This is a genomic window from Oceaniferula spumae (genome assembly GCF_042849255.1).
Taxonomy (GTDB): Bacteria; Verrucomicrobiota; Verrucomicrobiia; order Verrucomicrobiales; family Akkermansiaceae; genus Oceaniferula; species Oceaniferula spumae.
The window spans coordinates 2,707,213-2,725,250 of record NZ_AP026866.1; the positions used below are offsets into that span (position 1 = coordinate 2,707,213).

General features: G+C 53.0%; 17 protein-coding genes. 10 read left to right on the forward strand and 7 right to left on the reverse strand.

Features of this window, described 5'->3' with window-relative positions:
- Nucleotides 1-7: 7 nt before the first annotated feature.
- The 3 genes from gdhA to ACSPJT_RS11195 all read right to left on the reverse strand — a co-directional run bounded on the left by gdhA (nucleotide 8) and on the right by ACSPJT_RS11195 (nucleotide 4,122).
- Nucleotides 8-1,348, reverse strand: a complete 1,341-nt coding sequence (gene gdhA / locus ACSPJT_RS11185) for an NADP-specific glutamate dehydrogenase (RefSeq protein WP_435892637.1) — start codon at nucleotides 1,346-1,348, stop codon at nucleotides 8-10.
- 183 nt (nucleotides 1,349-1,531) lie between these two features.
- Nucleotides 1,532-3,160 (reverse strand): hypothetical protein, encoded by a 1,629-nt coding sequence (locus ACSPJT_RS11190; RefSeq protein ID WP_435892638.1) that lies wholly within the window; start codon nucleotides 3,158-3,160, stop codon nucleotides 1,532-1,534.
- Between the two features lie 134 nt (nucleotides 3,161-3,294).
- Nucleotides 3,295-4,122: a YheC/YheD family protein gene (locus ACSPJT_RS11195; RefSeq protein WP_435892639.1), complete on the reverse strand. Its 828-nt coding sequence runs from the start codon at nucleotides 4,120-4,122 to the stop codon at nucleotides 3,295-3,297.
- A 405-nt stretch (nucleotides 4,123-4,527) separates the two neighbouring features.
- Between ACSPJT_RS11195 and ACSPJT_RS11200 the strand changes: the two genes are divergently transcribed.
- The 10 genes from ACSPJT_RS11200 to ACSPJT_RS11245 all read left to right on the forward strand — a co-directional run bounded on the left by ACSPJT_RS11200 (nucleotide 4,528) and on the right by ACSPJT_RS11245 (nucleotide 13,200).
- The gene (locus ACSPJT_RS11200; RefSeq protein ID WP_435892640.1) at nucleotides 4,528-4,920 is read left to right on the forward strand and encodes a hypothetical protein; all 393 of its coding nucleotides are present in this window, start codon (nucleotides 4,528-4,530) and stop codon (nucleotides 4,918-4,920) included.
- 116 nt (nucleotides 4,921-5,036) lie between these two features.
- The gene (locus tag ACSPJT_RS11205) at nucleotides 5,037-6,629 is read left to right on the forward strand and encodes a CotH kinase family protein (RefSeq protein ID WP_435892641.1); all 1,593 of its coding nucleotides are present in this window, start codon (nucleotides 5,037-5,039) and stop codon (nucleotides 6,627-6,629) included.
- A gap of 46 nt (nucleotides 6,630-6,675) precedes the next feature.
- On the forward strand, nucleotides 6,676-7,584 hold the full coding sequence (locus tag ACSPJT_RS11210) for a YitT family protein (protein ID WP_435892642.1): 909 nt from the start codon (nucleotides 6,676-6,678) through the stop codon (nucleotides 7,582-7,584).
- An 81-nt stretch (nucleotides 7,585-7,665) separates the two neighbouring features.
- On the forward strand, nucleotides 7,666-8,403 hold the full coding sequence (locus ACSPJT_RS11215; protein WP_435892643.1) for an SGNH/GDSL hydrolase family protein: 738 nt from the start codon (nucleotides 7,666-7,668) through the stop codon (nucleotides 8,401-8,403).
- Nucleotides 8,404-8,420: 17 nt separating this feature from the next.
- Nucleotides 8,421-8,918: a TspO/MBR family protein gene (locus ACSPJT_RS11220; RefSeq protein WP_435892644.1), complete on the forward strand. Its 498-nt coding sequence runs from the start codon at nucleotides 8,421-8,423 to the stop codon at nucleotides 8,916-8,918.
- Between the two features lie 168 nt (nucleotides 8,919-9,086).
- Nucleotides 9,087-9,830 (forward strand): methyltransferase family protein, encoded by a 744-nt coding sequence (locus ACSPJT_RS11225; protein ID WP_435892645.1) that lies wholly within the window; start codon nucleotides 9,087-9,089, stop codon nucleotides 9,828-9,830.
- Between the two features lie 72 nt (nucleotides 9,831-9,902).
- The gene (locus ACSPJT_RS11230; protein ID WP_435892646.1) at nucleotides 9,903-10,325 is read left to right on the forward strand and encodes a hypothetical protein; all 423 of its coding nucleotides are present in this window, start codon (nucleotides 9,903-9,905) and stop codon (nucleotides 10,323-10,325) included.
- Nucleotides 10,326-10,367: 42 nt separating this feature from the next.
- The gene (locus tag ACSPJT_RS11235; RefSeq protein WP_435892647.1) at nucleotides 10,368-11,972 is read left to right on the forward strand and encodes a cupin domain-containing protein; all 1,605 of its coding nucleotides are present in this window, start codon (nucleotides 10,368-10,370) and stop codon (nucleotides 11,970-11,972) included.
- Nucleotides 11,973-12,041: 69 nt separating this feature from the next.
- Nucleotides 12,042-12,914, forward strand: a complete 873-nt coding sequence (locus ACSPJT_RS11240; protein ID WP_435892648.1) for an SMP-30/gluconolactonase/LRE family protein — start codon at nucleotides 12,042-12,044, stop codon at nucleotides 12,912-12,914.
- Nucleotides 12,915-12,918: 4 nt separating this feature from the next.
- Nucleotides 12,919-13,200, forward strand: coding sequence for a hypothetical protein (locus tag ACSPJT_RS11245; RefSeq protein ID WP_435892649.1), 282 nt, complete (start codon nucleotides 12,919-12,921; stop codon nucleotides 13,198-13,200).
- Nucleotides 13,201-13,296: 96 nt separating this feature from the next.
- Here ACSPJT_RS11245 and ACSPJT_RS11250 read toward each other — a convergent pair whose 3' ends face one another.
- Genes ACSPJT_RS11250 through ACSPJT_RS11265 form a run of 4 tightly spaced genes read right to left on the reverse strand, consistent with a single transcriptional unit; the run spans nucleotide 13,297 to nucleotide 17,954 of the window.
- Nucleotides 13,297-15,366: a M3 family metallopeptidase gene (locus ACSPJT_RS11250; RefSeq protein WP_435892650.1), complete on the reverse strand. Its 2,070-nt coding sequence runs from the start codon at nucleotides 15,364-15,366 to the stop codon at nucleotides 13,297-13,299.
- A 56-nt stretch (nucleotides 15,367-15,422) separates the two neighbouring features.
- Nucleotides 15,423-16,526: an ABC transporter ATP-binding protein gene (locus tag ACSPJT_RS11255; RefSeq protein ID WP_435892651.1), complete on the reverse strand. Its 1,104-nt coding sequence runs from the start codon at nucleotides 16,524-16,526 to the stop codon at nucleotides 15,423-15,425.
- A 12-nt stretch (nucleotides 16,527-16,538) separates the two neighbouring features.
- Nucleotides 16,539-17,021, reverse strand: a complete 483-nt coding sequence (locus tag ACSPJT_RS11260; protein WP_435892652.1) for an asparaginase domain-containing protein — start codon at nucleotides 17,019-17,021, stop codon at nucleotides 16,539-16,541.
- A 21-nt stretch (nucleotides 17,022-17,042) separates the two neighbouring features.
- Nucleotides 17,043-17,954 carry a uracil-DNA glycosylase gene (locus ACSPJT_RS11265; RefSeq protein ID WP_435892653.1) on the reverse strand — a complete coding sequence of 304 codons (912 nt, stop codon included), beginning with the start codon at nucleotides 17,952-17,954 and terminating at the stop codon, nucleotides 17,043-17,045.
- Nucleotides 17,955-18,038: the final 84 nt, after the last annotated feature.

The following is an 18,038-nucleotide window of genomic DNA, read 5'->3' on the forward strand; positions in this document are numbered from 1 at the left end:
AATGGATTTAGACAACGCCGCATTGCTGCAACGCATCGGCCACCTTGGTGAAGCCGCCGATGTTTGCGCCGCGCACGTAGTCGGTTCTATCCTTACCCTCGCCGTATTTGACACACTTGCAGTGAATTTTTTCCATGATTTCCTGCAGGCGTTTGTCGACTTCCTCTATCGACCAGCTGACGCGCTGCGAGTTCTGGCTTTGTTCTAGGCCGGAAACAGCCACACCACCTGCGTTGGATGCTTTGCCTGGGGCGTAGAGCACGTTGTTGCGCAGGAGGTGTTGGGCATCTGAGGTGCAGGGCATGTTCGCGCCCTCGGCCAGGGCGATCAGACCGTTGTCGATCAGCGACTGCGCATCGTCTTTGTCGAGTTCGTTCTGGGTGGCGCAGGGGAAGGCGAGATCGGCCTTGATATCCCACGGGCGGCCCTCGCTGAAGTTGCAGCCGTATTTGTCCGCATACTCCTTGATGCGTCCGCGTCTGACTTCCTTGAGGTCTTTGATAAAGTCCAATTTTTCCTCATCGATGCCATCCGGATCGTGAATGAAACCGGAGCTGTCACTAGCTGTTAGAGGCTTGGCTCCCAGCTGGATGAGTTTCTCAAGGCAGTAGAGCGCGACGTTTCCTGAACCTGAGACGACGGCGGTTTTGCCCTCGATGCCATCGTCCACCGCATGCATCATCTCGCGCATGAAATAGACCACGCCGTGACCGGTCGCCTCTTTCCGGCCCACGCTGCCGCCGAATGAGACGCCTTTGCCAGTCATCGCGCCGGTGAAGGTGTGCGAGAGCCGGCGATACTGGCCGAACATGTAACCGATTTCGCGCGCGCCTACGCCGATGTCTCCGGCAGGTACGTCTTTGTCCGGCCCGATGTAGCGGTGTAGCTCGGTCATCATCGATTGGCAGAAGCGCATGATTTCGCCATCGCTCTTGCCTTTGGGGTTAAAATTGGAACCGCCCTTGGCCCCGCCCATCGGCAGGCCGGTCAGGCTGTTCTTAAAGGTCTGCTCGAAGCCGAGAAATTTCAACACGCTCTCGGTCACGGTTTCATGAAAACGGATGCCACCTTTGTAGGGGCCGATGGCATTGCAGAACTGCACCCGCCAGGCACGGTTCGCGCGGACATTACCATCGTCATCCACCCAGCTTACGCGGAATGAAATGATGCGGTCTGGTTCCGTCAGACGTTCTAACAGGCACTCACCTTGGTAGTCCTTGTTGTCGGCAATGAATGGTAGCACGTCCGAGGCAACTTCATGGACGGCGGCGTGGAATTCTTTCTGTCCAGGGTTCCGCTTTTTCAAGCCGGACATGAAGGTATCTAGGTCTGTGCACGTTTTACTCATAGGGTAGTCTATAACAGATGGGAGAGTTCTGCTCGTTTATTATTCCGTGCCAAAACGATAGTGGACGCGCCCACGTGCCAGACGTTCAGAGATTACCGAAACGAAATTTCTAGCGCTCTACGAAGCAAAAATAGTCTGCCTCATGTAGAGGATGACTCAAGCAAGCTAGATATTGTTAGAAGATCATTCTGAAGCCGCGCCCAAGAAAATCTCGCTCAGCTTGCCTTGTTTGAAGGTTAGCATCATGCCGCCATAGATGGATCCAACGAGGTAAACATCTCGGTCTTTTCCCCAATCCGGAGCATCATTGAATTTCCGAAATTCGGAATAGGCTGCAATGACTTCAGCCTTGGGTGCACCGAGGCGAATCCCTTGGCCCGTGTTCCAGCGAAACGGGGGTTTGCAGGTGATTGAGATAGCAGATTTCGGACCGCCGGCTTTGTCGGATGCCATATCGATTTCCAACCCGGCCTTCGGAAGTATCCATTTCTGAACGAAGTCACCGGTGGCTCCCCAGTGTTGTTCTGTGCCTTTAAAGACCTCTCCCATGTCTTCTTTCTCAATGACCGCGAGAACGTCTTTTTCAGACATATCGATACGGATGCCGCCGATAGATTCGGAGCCCATCACATTTAGACCGAGAATGCTGATGCTATGGATGCGTGCATCTACGTGGTATTTTTGGGTGTCATGCTCGCCTTGTTTATAGATCCCGGCACGTTTGCCGTCGGCTCGCACTTGGAACTCCAGACCCGACGGCTGATTGGCAAACTCTGCTGACTCACGACTCTCAATCTCTCTTTCCATGAGATACTGGACTTTTCCCAAGGCTGTCTTTTCAGCCGCACTGAGTAGCATTCCGGTAGAGATTCCATGTTCTGTTTTAAAATCAGGATCGAGGACTTCGATTACCCGAATCGTCGAGGTCGGTAGATTGACTTCTTTTTGTGTAGCTCCCGTCGCATGAAATCTCATGATTTCATTACCGCCCTTGATCACCGTCATGTATTTGGCTCCTTCGGCATCAGCTGACTGCTTCAACTGCATCGAATCAGGTAGGGCGTTGCGGGCTTCTTGGACGGTCATGCCAATGCGGAGCGGGCCGGCGGAACTTTCGGTGATTAGAAATCTTTTGTCCTCAACAGGTGGAGCACTGGCATCTTGGCTTCCAGGAGTTGAAACGATCGATGGTCCAGGCAGGGCCAATTCCATTTCTCCCTCGTAACCAAAAGCCTCAGCGTCCTTGGGAACCTGCCCAACGACACCAAAGATGACGCTGTTGTTTCCAGACCACCTTTTCGGAGTCGAGGTGATCGTGAAATTTTGAATCGAATTCTTTTCGGCAGGGTGGAGCTTCAGGATCTGCGCTTGGATACCGCGACGCAGTGCCTTGGAAATGAGCACCACGTCCGAAAATGGTTCATACGCATTCCCAGGATCCACGACATAGAGCACCGCAGCTGACCGGCTTTCCCATTTCCCTCCCTCAACCACGAGCAACGCCGCGCTGTCTTTGCGCCATAAGCATGAAATAGAGCTGTGATTGCTCCCGGGAAAATAGTTCGAAGGTAATTCTGAGACCGGCACTTTGCTCTTCAAGTTAACAACAAAGTTCTTGGTGGAATCCATGGTATCCTTGTCCGCCCCGACTTGGGACCATGCGACACCATATTTCCCGTCCGGCGATGTTGTCCCCTCGATGACTTTCAGGTCTTGCCCGTTTTGGGCGAGTGCCGAGGACGCATAGAATGCTAACAGCGGTGCTAGAAGGAGACGGCTCGAAATTTGATTTTTAAGTGATGTGGAGATCATCGTATTGAGGGATAGAAGTTGGGTTCTAATATAGAGCCTATAATTCTAGCTCTCCATTTCGTAACGCCAAGGTTATTCTTGCAGCGGTAGGTCACGATGCAGATAGGATTGCGTTTTATACTGAGTCAAATGGCTCAATCAAAAAGCGAATCGATAGCGTCGAGATAGAAATGGCCGGTGTCGACATTGTAACTGTGCCACCCCGGGTGCTGATTGATCTCGAGTAGCAGCACCTTTTCCTCATCGTTGATTAGGAAATCAAAGCCGAGCATCTCGAAGTCGTTCGTGCCGTGAAAAACATCTCGCTCGAGAAGTAGTCTCTGAATATCCGCAACAATGTCTCCGATCTGTTTCAGTGCGCTTTCTGCTAGGGGCAATCGGCTCAGCAAAGTATTGACACCTTGAGTCACCTTTTCGCGCTGCTGGAACGTGACGTTCGAGTTATGGATACGCGGATCGAGTGATGACGTGTCGAAGGCCTGGTTGGCACAGCGGATCAGTCCTTCCGGATGGACGCGCAGTTCACCTTGGTCGTTGATCTTGGCGAGAACCCGCACGTCGAACTTGCGACCCTCCACCAGATAGGGGGTGTCGAGATAGCGCTGGAGAACATATCCAGATTTTTGCCAGTCACAGGGATCACGAAGAAATTCGATGTCGCTGCCGCGTCCTCCCACACTGGGTTTCTGAACCCAAATTCCATGCTTCTGCCCCTCGCAGGCATCGATATATGTCTCTGGAGCATAGGGTCGGCCTTCGACCATCTCAGCCAATGGTGCCTTCGCGACCAGCAAGCTCGAAACATGGGGTAGCTGACTGAGGGCGACTGCTGAATGGCTCTTTTTCCGTCGAGCCTGCCACTCGTCATAATGATCCTTCTGAATAAACGCGAAATCAGCTGACTCAAACGAACTGCGCTTGGCGCGGAAGGTCCATCGCAGATCGCGATACAGGTCTCGCACGCTTCCTCGCCTTGCCTCAGGCTCGAGAAAACACCGCACACGCTGCCTCTTTCTGTTACGGAGGGCACGCCTAGTTCGAGCCCTTACGAGAGAGGAGTATTCAGCGAGGCGAAGCATGGGTTAACGATGGATAGGAAATAATGTAACGAGCTCATTCACAATGCGCTCTTGGAGTGCCATATACAGAGCTTAGAGATGTCAGTTCTGTCAACGTTTTCCAGTACAGGAGGGCAATGTAAACATGATAACCTATGCTATGCGGGTTCACTAACAACACTCACCCACATTGATGTTGAAGGTTGACCGATTATTGCCACTCCATACTCTGTTCGACACACTCTGAAAAATAACATTGTCTACGAATTGTCCCTCTAACGTAGCCAGCTCGATTCTGGTAACCATATCATGAAGACCCAGCTTGAATTCAAGTCGTCCGCATTTCCTGCCTATGAGGATGAATCAGAACAGATCAATCCTGACCGATGGGGTATGCGCTTGGCGGAATATCTTCACAGCGAGCTACCCGCCCACGGTTTCACCCCGGAAGGTGATCCGTTTTATGAAGACTGGGGAGTCTGCATCTGCCTGAAGAACGATGCCTTTCCACTGATGTTAGGTTGCGGCAATCAAGACGACGACGAGTATCTCGTCTTTCTCGAACCCTCCAAAGCAGAAATCAAGAAAGGCCTGTTTCGAAAGAAGGTGATAGATACCACTTCCGTTTTGATTCCACTGGCTGAAGCCGTCGAGTCCATCATCCGCGCTCACCCGGAGACGAAGGATTTACAGTGGCAGTAGGTTCCATAGGAGCATCAGCTGGATCATGAAGGACAAACATGACGATTGTTCAGCTAGATCACAGGTTTTCAGAAATTGTTTAAAACTTCTCAGCCACGGCAGCGTTTATATAACCTATGCGACTCTCTCAATTTCTCATCGTTACAAGTCTGATCACCCTCCCCGGAGTATCCATCGCCCAGCAGGGGCCTACTGATGGACCTCCGCGTGGTGAAAACGGTCAAAGACCTCCAAGGGGCGGCGGCGGACCGATGGAAATGGCTGAGCGAAAGCTCTTGGATCAATTCGATACTAACAAAAATGGTCGGCTCGAAACCAAGGAGCGTGCCGAAGCCCTCGCATTCCTCAAGAAAAATCCGACCCCAAAACGCCGCCTTGGACCATCGCGTGGTGAGCAAGAGGCACCGGAAATCAAGGCCGGTCAAAAAATCAGCCCAGACCAGGTCAAACCCGTCAAAGGTGATCTCTATGATGTGAACGTGTTACGCACCCTCTTCATTGATTTTGAAAATGACGATTGGGAAAGTGAACTTGAGACCTTTCACAATAGCGATGTCGACGTGCCGGCCACCCTGCGTGTCGATGGTAAAACCTACCCAGGCGTGGGCATTCATTTCCGTGGTAAATCCAGCTACATGAGAGCGCGCATGGGCCAGAAACGCTCGCTCAACGTATCACTCGATCACACCGACAGCGGACTCCGGTTAGACGGCTACAAAACACTCAATCTCAATAACAGCTTCGGCGACGCCAGCCTGATCGGCGCGGTGCTCTACTCACAGATCACCCGAACCCTGACTCCCGCTCCCAAGGTGAACCTTGTGCGCGTGGTGATCAATGGCGAGGACTGGGGGATCTATCAGAACCAGCAGCAGTTCGATGTCGATTTCCTCAAGGAGAACTATCAAACCAAAAATGGAGCACGCTGGAAAGCACCCGGCTCACCTCGAGGTAATGCAGGGCTTCAGTATCTCGGTGAAGACGTCGCGCTCTATCAGAAAGACTATGAAATGAAAAAGGGCAAGGACGAGGACTGGCAGGCTCTGATCGGCCTCTGTAAAGTTCTCAGCGAAACTCCTGCCGACCAGTTAGAAGAAGCCCTCAAGCCCATCCTCGACGTCGAAGGGGCCCTCCGCTTCCTTGCGGTCGAGTGCACCCTGATGAACAGCGATGGCTACTGGACCCGTGCCAGTGATTACAATCTCTACCGCGATCCCAAAGGCGTCTTCCACATCATCCCCCATGACATGAACGAAGCCTTCCGCGCCAGCCATGGCCGCCGAGGTTCGCGTGGCGATGACGCCCCTAAGGTCACCGATCCATTTGGCCTCGATCCACTGGTAGCGATTGACGACAAAAACAAACCACTTCGCTCCAAACTACTCGCCGTGCCCGAGTTCCGGAAACGTTACCTCGCTCACTGCGAATCCATCGCGCGCGATTGGCTCGATTGGAAAAAGCTCGGTCCGCTCGTAGCCAAGCACCGTGCATTGATTGAAAAAGAGGTCGCTGCTGACACCCGCAAAAACGGCACCACCGAAGCCTTCCTCAACCTAACAGCCAATCAGCCTGCCGCAGAAAGAAAGGTAGGAGCACCCGAGCAGCGAGGCGCTCGCAGCATTGGTGGCACACCTCTGAAAACCTTTGCCGATGGTCGCCGTGCCTTCCTACTCGCACATCCGGCGATTTCAGGAAAAGCCAAAGAGTGAGTCTCATTTGACTCGCAGGCAGTGGTGATCTATAGACTCCGTATTTATGATCGCCCTCGAAAGTACCCCCCGGCCTCAGCGCTTGGTAAAAGATTACGGCCTCGTCCTTCTGGCAGGTCTGCTCTATGCCATAGCGCTGAAGTACTTCGTGCTGCCCTCGAAGGTCATCCTAACAGGAACGGAGGGTATCGCCACGGCTCTGTCATATTACTTTGATAGCTATACCCTGTTCATTTCTCTCTACGTCGTATTCCAGGCGGCACTACTGACCTTCGCCTTCACCCACGTCAGCAAGGTCTTTGCGAAAAGATCTCTGGTGGTGGTCGCCACAGTTGTATTGGCGCTGATCGTCCTTCCGGAGCTACGCTTTGCCCAGCCGGAACCGCATAACGAGCGGATCATCCTCGTCCTTTTCGGAGGGATCCTAGCAGGTGTGGCCAAGGCGATGGCATTTCGAAATAGAGGATCGACTGGTGACGAGGATATTCTCGGTGCCTACTTTGCTTCCAAATATCTCAAACCTGTCGGATCGATCGCCATCTTCGCATCGATTGCATCCACAGCATTCGGCCTGGCCATGGATTTCATCAAGAACGGTGATTTCGAATCGGTGGTTAACACCCTGATGTACACCTGCATTTACATCTTTGTCTCCGCCGAGACGCTGAACAATTTATACCGGAAATTCAAGATCACCATGCTGGCCGTCATCACTCGTCGACAGAATGAGGTCGGCTCGGCGATCACATCCACGTCTGCCCACCGGACCTACACGCTTCACGATGGCACTGGTGGTCACAGCGGTGAATCTTTCCAAGTCGTGCGCACCATTATCACCCACGAAGAGCTGCCGCAAATGATCGCCGCTGTGCAAAATGCGGACCCGGATTGCTTTTACTACTATCATAACGTCGAGGGGATCTCCAGCCGCTACTACTTCTCCCCAATCGGCTGAAACAGCCTGTGAGCGCTGGCGTATTACAAATAGCTCCTAGCCAGGCAGGCAACGATACTGCAAACTCATCATATCAAACTCATGACCCAATCATTTCTAAGCGCACTCCTGGTTACCTTCCTTTTCATAAGCACCTTCCAATCGCACGGTGCTGAGGATCTGGCGGACCAAAGCGAACTCTACACTGGCAAGGAATACGCCAATGCCTTTGCTAACCCAAAAGACAATCCAGACTTACCCAACGTGCTGTTGATCGGTGATTCCATTTCCATCGGCTACACCGTCGATGTCCGGAAGTTGTTAAAAGGGAAAGCTGATGTGTTCCGGATTCCATCCAACGGCAAATTCGCTGCCTTTGGAGCCAAGAACATCGACAAGTGGTTAGGCAAGCGTAAGTGGGATGTCATCCACTTCAACTGGGGCCTCTGGGACATCTGCTACCGTAACCCGAAGTCCAAGACCCAAGGACACCGCGACAAGATCAACGGCACCCTAACAGCTACACCAGAGCAGTATCAAGAAAGCATGAAAAAGATCGTGCAACGCCTGAAGAAGACTGATGCCAAACTCATCTGGTGTGCCACGACTCCCGTTCCAGAAGAGGAGGCAGGGCGCAAAGTGGGTGATGAAATCAAATACAATGCTATCGCCGCGAAAATCATGAAAGAACATGACATTTCGATCAACGACCTTCATTCCTTCGCACTCAAAGGCTTGCCAAAAATCCAAAAAGGTAAGGGTGATGTCCACTTCACCGCAGAAGGATCTGCATACTTGGCACAAAAAGTGGCCCAGGAGATCTCAGCAGCACTTCCTTAATGAGCAGGGAAAATCTTATGGCACACCGCTCACTCAAAAGCCAAATTATTGGCCTCGTGGGGTGGTTCATGGCCGCATTTACGGCAGCTGGTTTAGGAGCTATTGCGACATCAAGCGCCGGAGAGTTTTACGGCTCGTTAACCCATCCAGCATGGGCACCGCCAGCTTGGCTCTTCGGTCCGGTGTGGAGTTTGCTTTATGGCATGATGGCGGTCGCGGCTTGGCTCGTGTGGCGTAGGCATGGATTCCAAAATGCTTCCAAGGCACTGTGGATATTTGGTGTCCAGTTGATCGTGAACGCTCTGTGGAGCTGGCTGTTTTTCAGATGGCACCTTGGCGCGCTTGCCTTTGCAGAAATCGTCCTGCTCTGGCTGCTGATCGTGGTCAACATCGTGGCGTTTTGGCGATTGCACAAGGTCTCCGCACTCCTGCTCCTCCCCTACCTCGCCTGGGTGAGCTTTGCCACCGCACTGGCGTTCACCATGTGGCGACTGAATCCGGAGCTACTTGGCTAGCGTGGATCTAGGCAAAGTGTTATCCAATTTGTTGTAGCTCAGTAATCTACGACTCGACACCATGGTGGTGTCTGGCTATTTTCACAAAGCTGCCTCAGTTCCCACTTATACTCTCTTGAGTCTTCTCATCTGGAGATACCTTTGTCGGTCTGTCTCCAATCACACACCATGAACCGATCCGCCATTCTGGTCTACGGAATCATCTCCTACCTCATAGGGCTGGTTGGACTGGTTTATTTTCTATTATTCGTCGGCGGCTGGGATTTTTTACCACTGCATATCGATTCAAGGACCTCGACCAGCTGGGTGCCCGCTGTCTTGATCAACATTGGCCTGGTGTTTTTGTTCGGCCTGCAACACTCCATCATGGCGCGGCCATGGTTCAAGGAGAGACTGGCTAAAGTGATCCCCTCGGTGGCTGAACGGAGCACCTATGTCTTGGTCTCGGGTTTGTTCATGATCGGATTCTGCCTTTTCTGGCAACCGGTTCCGGGCACGGTCTGGAGTGTTGAGAGCCCTCTGTTAGTCACCGTCCTACGTATCATTCACATTGCAGGGTGGCTGGTGCTGATCGGGGCTACATTTGAAATCGATCACCTTGAGCTGATGGGGCTGAGACAGGTGTGGGAAAATTTCACCGGCCGAACTACGCCTGAGGCAACATTCTCCGAGCGGTATTTGTATGGCATTGTGCGCCATCCGATCCAACTCGGGCTACTGATGGTGGTCTGGGCCAATCCGCACATGTCGAAAACACTCTACCTGCTCGCAGCTCTGTTGACCGTCTACATCTACATCGGTCTCTATTTCGAGGAACGTGCACTGTTGGCCAAATTCGGTGATACTTATTACGATTACAGCCGACGTGTGCCGATGTTGATTCCGTTTGCGAAGGTTTTCCGTCGTCGCTAATCAGTGCAGCCTTACAGGGGAATTTGTGTATTTCGCTGTCGGCAATCGTGCTGAACCTGCTAGTTATAGCTCATGGCCGATGCGATGTGGATGAAGTTAAGGAAGGTGCCTTGGGAGAAATACAAGATGTCACCATCATCTAAAAAGCAGGTGCCAAGAATCCTTGAAGCTCTGGCATCACGCAAGGGGGCACGTGCGATGAAGGCCGGGCATGATATGTGGGTAGCACTCTGCTCCGGCCAAGTATGGCCCGCCGCCGAGCCGGCATTCCCTTTCCTTGTGGATATTCTCGGTATCGCCCAACCGGAGGTGCAGGGTGAAGTGCTCGATCTGTTTCTCAAATTCGCAACCGTGCCTAATGATGAAGATGCCGAGGAGTGGCAAAAACGATTGCGTATGATTCTGAGCAATGAGCACCGGTTCATGACCAAATTGAGCCATTCAAGAGACGAGATCGTAGCTGAGAAAGCTGAGAAATTGTTAGCTGTTATCTGATGGAATCAAAACAGGCATTATCACGCCATCCCACTTGTTATCATGTCCGATGATCCATTTTCCAATGACGGCTTCTCCGTCGTTCCTGGTTTACTAGACGCCCAGGAAGTTCAAGAAGCGCGGCATGTTCTGGGTTCGATGCCCAAGGTCACGCCTTGCATTTGGGATAAAGAGTTAGCGGCAAGTTCAGCCAACTTTCACCACCTTGCTACCCACCCCAGAATCCTTGAGCTGCTGAGGCCGTTACTGGGCGAGAATATAATCCTCTGGGGTGCATGTTATCTCGAGCGCGTTCCCGGCCAAGTTCATCCGTGGCACACTGACATTGAATCGTCCCGACCGGAAGGCGGCTTTGTCACCGTGTGGATCGGACTGGAAGGCACCAATCAGGCTTCGTCTCTGAAGCTGGTTCCTGGCACACATAAGTTGGGTCGCACCCTGCAGGAGTGCATGCAAATTCACGATAAAAACCGCGAAACCACCACCGATGCCGACGTTGAATCATGGGCAGGTGAGTTGGCCCAAGACTCCTCTAAGATCGTGCAGCCAGATGTGACCGATGGTGACGCCATCGTCTTCGATGGCCGACTGTGGCATGGCTCATCGAATGACAACAAAACCGAAGTCCGGCGCAGTCTGATTTTTCAATACGCAGTCGCTGATGCACCGGTTTTTGTTCCAGATTTCTCGCATCTTGAATGGCCATTCAAGTTGTTCACGCACCCCAGGCCCCCGTGCATTGCAGTTAGCGGTGAGGCAGACAACCATGCCAATGTGCTGGCAGAAGCGCCACCGCAACTTGGCCAGGGCAAGGACCGGCTTGAGTCCGCTGTGCACAGAATTGATCCTGATCTCGCCATCGAGGAGGGCAAAATCATCCGCCAGCGTCATTTGCTGTTAGGTGCCACACCGAACATGCCGCATCTTTCATCGCATTTCTCCGTCTTGGCCCCCGGGCAACGACCACACCCTCCTCACACCCACGTGGAGGAGGAAATCCTCATCGTTCTGCGGGGAAAAGCCGAACTGTCGTGCGCCGATGAGACAGGTGCCATGACGCCTCACGAAGTCACTGCCGGTGACTTTGTTTATTACCCTGCGTTCCACCGCCACACGATCAGCAACCCCGGCACCGAGCCGGTGGTATATCTGATGTTCAAGTGGCTCGCATTCCGCGAAACCGTTCACAGTGCACTGCCACATCAGCTCGGTCGCGTGGATCGTTTAGAGGATGAGTCTCTTGGCGAGCAAGGTTTTCAAACTCGCGAATGTTTCGGCGAAGCCAGCCATCATTTGAAAAAGTTCCACGCCCACATCAGCACTTTATTGCCTGATGGAGGATACGCTGAACACTGCGACGAACACGACATCGCGATCATCGTCACGGAAGGTGAAATCAAGACCTTGGACACCACAATCAGAGCCGGTGAAATGGTCTGGATCACTGCCGGTGATCCCCACGGAATGGAGAATCCAGGCGATCAGCCGGCGAGGTATTTGGTGTTGGAATTCCATGGAGAAAATTGTTCCGGAGACTACGCCAAATTCGAACAACGCGAGGCTCGGAAACGCAAGAAATTGCTCAAGGGACGGTCGCCCAAACGTGTGCTGCGAAACATCCGCCGGTTATTCGGCGTGAAGTCATAAAACGATGGTCCACTTTCCATGGATGCCCTCTTGATCTCGGACGGGTTCCGAATCAATATGGCTATCGCCATGAAACATCTACTCCTTTCCCTAGCACTGACGCACGCCGCTTTCGGCGATATTACTAGCATCGTCGATTCAGCGACCGAAGTTAAACAGTTGGCCACCGGTATGAAGTTCACCGAGGGTCCTGTTTGGATCGATGCCGAGGAAAAAGTCGTTTTCAGCGATATCCCTAACAGCATGCTGATGCAGTGGTCTGAGAAAGACGGACTGAAACCGTTCCGCAAGGTCGAACATGCCAATGGTAACATTTTAGACGATCAGAGCCGACTGCTCACCTGCCAGCACTCGGGAAGAAATGTTGTTAGAACCGAAAAAGATGGCACGATCACGGTGCTGGCCGACAAATTTGAAGGTAAGAAATTCAACTCACCCAACGATCTCGCCCAGCACTCTGATGGTTCGATCTGGTTCACGGATCCTTCCTATGGTCTCGGGAAAAAGCCAGCTGAGATCCCTGGCAAGTGGGTGTTCAGACTTGATGCTAAAACCGATAAGGTCTCCGTCATCTATAAAGATTTCGACATGCCCAACGGTATCGTTTTTTCCCCCGATGAGAAGGTGGTTTACATCGCCGATTCTGGCAAGATCGGTAAAATCCGCGCGTTCAAAGTCGCAGGTGAGGCCATCGACCAAGCCCCTCTTTTTGAAATTGATATCCGCTGTGACGGCATGTGCGTCGATACCGCCGGCAACATCTACACCACTGCGAAAGGTGGGATTCATGTCTTCGACAAAACTGGAAAGAAAATCGGTTTAATCGAAGTGGAGGAACATCCGGCCAACGTTTGTTTCGGTGGTAAGGATTTCGACACCTTATTCATCACAGCTCGCAAGTCGCTCTACTCGGTGAAGACCAAAATGAAGGGCGCCAAGTAATCCGATGAGCGACCCTTACGCACCACCGAAAACTCAAGAGAAACCACGGCCAAAGATTCTCGATGTATTTGAGCAACTGACCAAATACCAGCAGCGCATCTTCTATGTCGGTTTGGCGTTATTGATCGGTAGTGTGGCCATTCCCAGTGACCCTGAGACCATTCTCGGCAACACATTAATCATCGTGGGGTCCATCGGTGCCATCCTGATAGTCACCGCCATTTTTTCCACTCTGCCGCTGGTGATTTGGGGATTTTTCAGAGGGTATCGCGAAGGCCGGAAATGATCACCTAGCAAGTCATGCACTTAGGTGGCGTCCTCCTCCTCAGCCAACAAGTATAAGATTGATGACTTGGTGAGGAGAAGGAATTGAATCGCGGCCTTAGACAAGACCTGCGCGTTCTAGCAGAGCTGTCTGATCCGGGTCACGGCCCATGAAATTGCGGTAGAGTACATCGGCTGGAACTGAGTTTCCTTTACTGAGAACAGCTTCGCGGAATGCCTGCCCTGTCTTCTGATTGAGAATTCCCTCTTTCTGGAAGCGGGTGAAAGCATCGGCATCTAACACCTCAGCCCATTTGTAGGAGTAGTAGCCCGCAGCGTAACCGGTGGGTGAGCTGAACAAGTGACTGAAACGGCGGGCCATTGTGGGTGATTCGGTGGCGAGCTTGGCCTTGTAGTCGGCAAGGATTTCGCGGTCGACTTCATCGAGATCGCGACCTTGGTATTTCTCCACCTGCGTGTGAAGCTCAAGGTCGAGCTTGCCTAGGGCGAGCTGACGCATGAAGACACTGGCGCTCATGTAGTTCCTCGCGGCGATCATTTTATCAAACAGTGCCGCAGGGATTGGCTCGTCGGTTTCATAGTGACGGGCAAAAAGATCGAGGCTCTGACGATCCCAACAGAAGTTCTCCATGATCTGCGATGGCAGTTCGACGAAGTCCCAAGCGACGTTGGTGCCGGAAAGCGCCTTGACGGTGACATTTCCTAACAGGTGATGCAACAAGTGGCCGAATTCGTGGAAAATGGTCTCCACTTCGTAGTGCGTCATCAGCGCCGGCTTATCGCCGATTGGTTTGGTCATGTTACCACACATCAGGCCGAGGTGCGGCTCGCGTGGATTCCCACCTTCTGCGGGGAGACCAGTTTCAAAGTAGTTCATCCAGGCACCTCCTCGCTTGGACTCGCGCGGATGCCAATCGGCATAGAATGATCCTAACAGTTCGTCCGTTGCGTTGTCGAAGAGATCGTAGAATTTCACCTCCGGGTGCCAGGTTTCGATGTCGCCGCCGTCCGTGGTGGTGGCTCTTTCCTCGATACGGACATTGAACAACTTACTGACAATGCCGAACATGCCATCCATCACCTTTGTCAGAGGGAAGTATGGGCGGAGTTCTTCGTCGTCGAAATCGTAGTCGGCCTTGCGGCGTTTTTCGGCCCAGTAGGAAACTTCCCACGGTTGCATCGGGCCGGCTTCTCCGCCGTCCTGTGCTGCTTTCCATTTCTGCAACTCCAAGGTTTCCTCGTGGAAGCGCTCTACGATGCGGTCGTGCAGGTCTTCGGTGAACTTGAGTGCCGTTTCGCCATTACGTGCCATGCGACGTTCCAGGGTGAGATCGGCAAAATTCTTAAACCCTAACAACTCTGCCTTTTCCTGACGCAGCTGGATGATTTCCATGATCAGGCGGGTGTTATCAAAGTCGCCCTCGTAACCGACGGTGCAGCTAGCTTCCCAGACGGACTTACGAAGCTGATCATTGTCAGCAAACTGCATCACGGGTCCCATCGAAGGATACTGCAGGGTAAAGCGCCACTTGCCTTCCGCGTCCTTGGACTTGGCATCCTCTGCGGCAGCGGCCTTGGCGGATTCGGGCAGGCCGGCGAGGGTGGCTTCATCCTCGATGATCAATTCCCAGGCGTTGGTGGAATCGAGAACGTTCTCGCCGAACTTCTGGGTGATCTCCGAGAGGCGGGACTGGATTTCCGCGACGCGGGATTTTTTCTCGTCAGGCAGGTCTGCGCCGGACTGGATGAAACTGGCACACGTTTCCTCAATGTAACGTTTCCGAGTGGCATCTACGGCATCCGCTTCGGCTGATTCTGAAAATGCCTTGAGCTTACTCCAGATGGCGGCGTCGAGCGGTATGGATGAGTAGAATGCGGTGACCTTGGGCAACGCGGCGTTCAGCGCAGCACGCTGCTGATCGTTATTGGCCACGGAATCAAGGTGGTTCAGCCGACCCCATGCGCGGTCCAGGTCGAGTGATGCCACTTCCAAGGCAGCAAAAGTATTTTCATAGGTCACTGCAGAATCATCGAGCTGGCGGATGGCCTCAAGATTGGTTTCCGCGGTCTCAAGTGCGGCGGCGATGTCGCCCTCAACCTTGTCGGCGGTCAGTTGGCTCCATGGAATGTGATACTCGTCGGTGAAAAAGGGATGGCTCGTTGGCATGGCTGGACGTTAGGAAGGAAGCATTAAGAAGCAAGGAGGAAGAAACGGATTTTCCATTAAGCGCGCCTCAAGGTTTCTCCGGAATCTCCGCAGAAGAGGTGGAGTTTTTCCTTATCGGGCTCAAGGATCACGTAGGTGTGATCGCTGGTGATGGAATCATCGGTAGTGCGTGCCACCATTTCAGTGCCCGCCAAGGTTCTCAGATAATGATAGGTCTCGGCACCCATCGGTTCGGCATTTTCTAGCTCGGCTGTGATACCGTCTACGCCGATCGCCATGTCCTCTGGACGAATGCCTAGAACCACAGGTCGTTTTTTGATCGGATCGAACCGTCCCTTGGGCAGCTGGAGTGAAAATCCTCCCTCCCCGTCTTCGGTGAAAGTTAACTCGCCATTGACCATCTCGACAGCGCCCTTGATGAAGTTCATCTGCGGACTGCCGATGAAGCTGGCGACGAATTGGTTCGTCGGCTTGCGGTAGAGATTGAGCGGCGTGTCCACCTGCATGATCACGCCCTCGGACATGACTGTGATGCGGTCACCCATGGTCATCGCCTCGGTTTGATCGTGAGTCACGTATACCATGGTGGCACCCAGCCGCTTGTGCAATCGGGTGATTTCGCCGCGCATGGAGACGCGCATCTTGGCGTCGAGATTGGATAGGGGTTCGTCGAAGAGGAAGACCTTTGGGTTTCTAACAATGGCACGCCCAACTGCCACACGCTGCCGCTGGCCACCAGAGAGTGCGCTTGGCTTCCGCTCTAACAAATCCTCCAGACCGAGAATCTCTGCCGCTGCTTCGACGCGTTTTTTGATCTCAGGCTTGCTGATTTTCTGCAGCTTCAGTCCGAACGCCATGTTATCGAAAACAGACATGTGCGGATAGAGCGCATAGTTTTGAAACACCATGGCTATGTCACGATCCTTTGGCGCGATGTGATTGACCAGAGTTTTACCGATGTGGATTTCACCCTCTGTGATGTCTTCCAGACCCGCGATCATGCGCAGGGTGGTGGACTTGGCACAGCCGGATGGTCCGACCAGCACCATGAACTCGCCGTCCTTGATTTCGAGGTCAATATTTTTGACCGCCTTGACATCCTCGTTCTTACCCTCACCGGGGTAGACTTTCACAAGGTTCTTAAGCGTTACGGATGCCATGGTGGTGATGATTCAGACGGCTTCAAAACGGCGTGCCTCCCTATTCTTGCGAACTTGCCCGGCAGGAAATACCTGACCGTTCATGGCAATATAAACGCCAGCTGACAGAGACTGCACAGCTCCTGTGGCAAAACCAATGTTAAACACAGCGTCAGTCTCACGGAAGCGCGCAGGCGCCATGGCTCCGGTGAGCACAATGGTCTTGCCCTCAATGCCTAACAGAGCCTCGGCGGTGTCCGCCATCGTGTCCGTGCCGTGGGTGATGAGGATCTGATGTTGATCGGCTTTCTCACAGGTTTCACGGATGAGCGCCCGATCCGCCTCATTCATTTCCAAGCTATCCTTTCTCATCAGCGGCAGCACCTCGTAGTCCAGAGTGACCAAGGCCCCATGGTAGACATGAGGGACGGTAGGCTCACCGACTTCGTATTCCGAAGATGCGTCGAAATACACCTTATCAATAGTGCCTCCTACGGTAATGATGAGAAGTGACATTTTGTTAGATAGATGGGATTGTTAGGATTTGGGCAGGAAATAAGCCTGTTGCTTGTCACTGATCGGCATACCTAACAAATCCATGACGCTGAGCATATCTTCCCAGAGCTTGCGCTTTTCAGAAGTGGCTTCGTTATGGAGAATATAGGACGGATGATAGGTGACCCGCACGGGGATACCAGCGAACTGATGGAACTGGCCGCGCATTTTAGCCACAGGGTCATTGCTAGCGAGCAGTGCCTGGGCGGCGGTGCCTCCGAGGGCGATGATCACCTTTGGGGCGACGATATCCACCTCGGCCTGGATGAAGGGCATGCACGCTGCCATTTCTGCGGGAGTGGGTTTGCGATTGTTGGTCGTTTGGTTCGGCATTTGTGGGCGGAACTTGACGATGTTAGAAATGTAGGTGCTTTTCCGGTCGATCCCCATCGCGGTTAGAATACCGTCGAGTTTCTGGCCGGCTTTGCCCACGAACGGTTCCATGAGTCGTTCCTCATCGAATCCCGGAGCTTCGCCCACAAGCATGACATCGGCATCCGGATTACCCGTGGAAAAGACCATGGTCTGACGAAGCGTGCCAAGCGAACGTGCCGGTGCCCAGCTTCCTGCCTGCTTCTTCAGCGAGGCGATTTTCTCCGCCTTGGTGTTCCCGGTGGCAGTGACCGAAGTCGTGCTTTCCGTAGGAGTCTCGACCGGTGAGTCATCGGTCAATGGCTGCGGTGTTGGATCTTTTGCTTGTTTTGCAGCAGCTGCCGAAGGTGCGGCGGGTGTCTTGGCTGGAGATTTGGCAGGCTTAGAAGGTTTGCCTGTTTTCGCCCTGATGAAAAATTCGCGCAGGATGCTGCGGGCATCGTCATCGATGTTCACATGGGTCTGCCCCTGGCTCTGGAGATTTTCCAGATATTTGATCAATGGTTCAGCTATCGATGACACGCCCCATGCAAACCACAGCCGCCGCCTCTCGGCACGCACAAAATTGCCTCACATTGGAAACTTGAATAAAACACATGTTTCGCT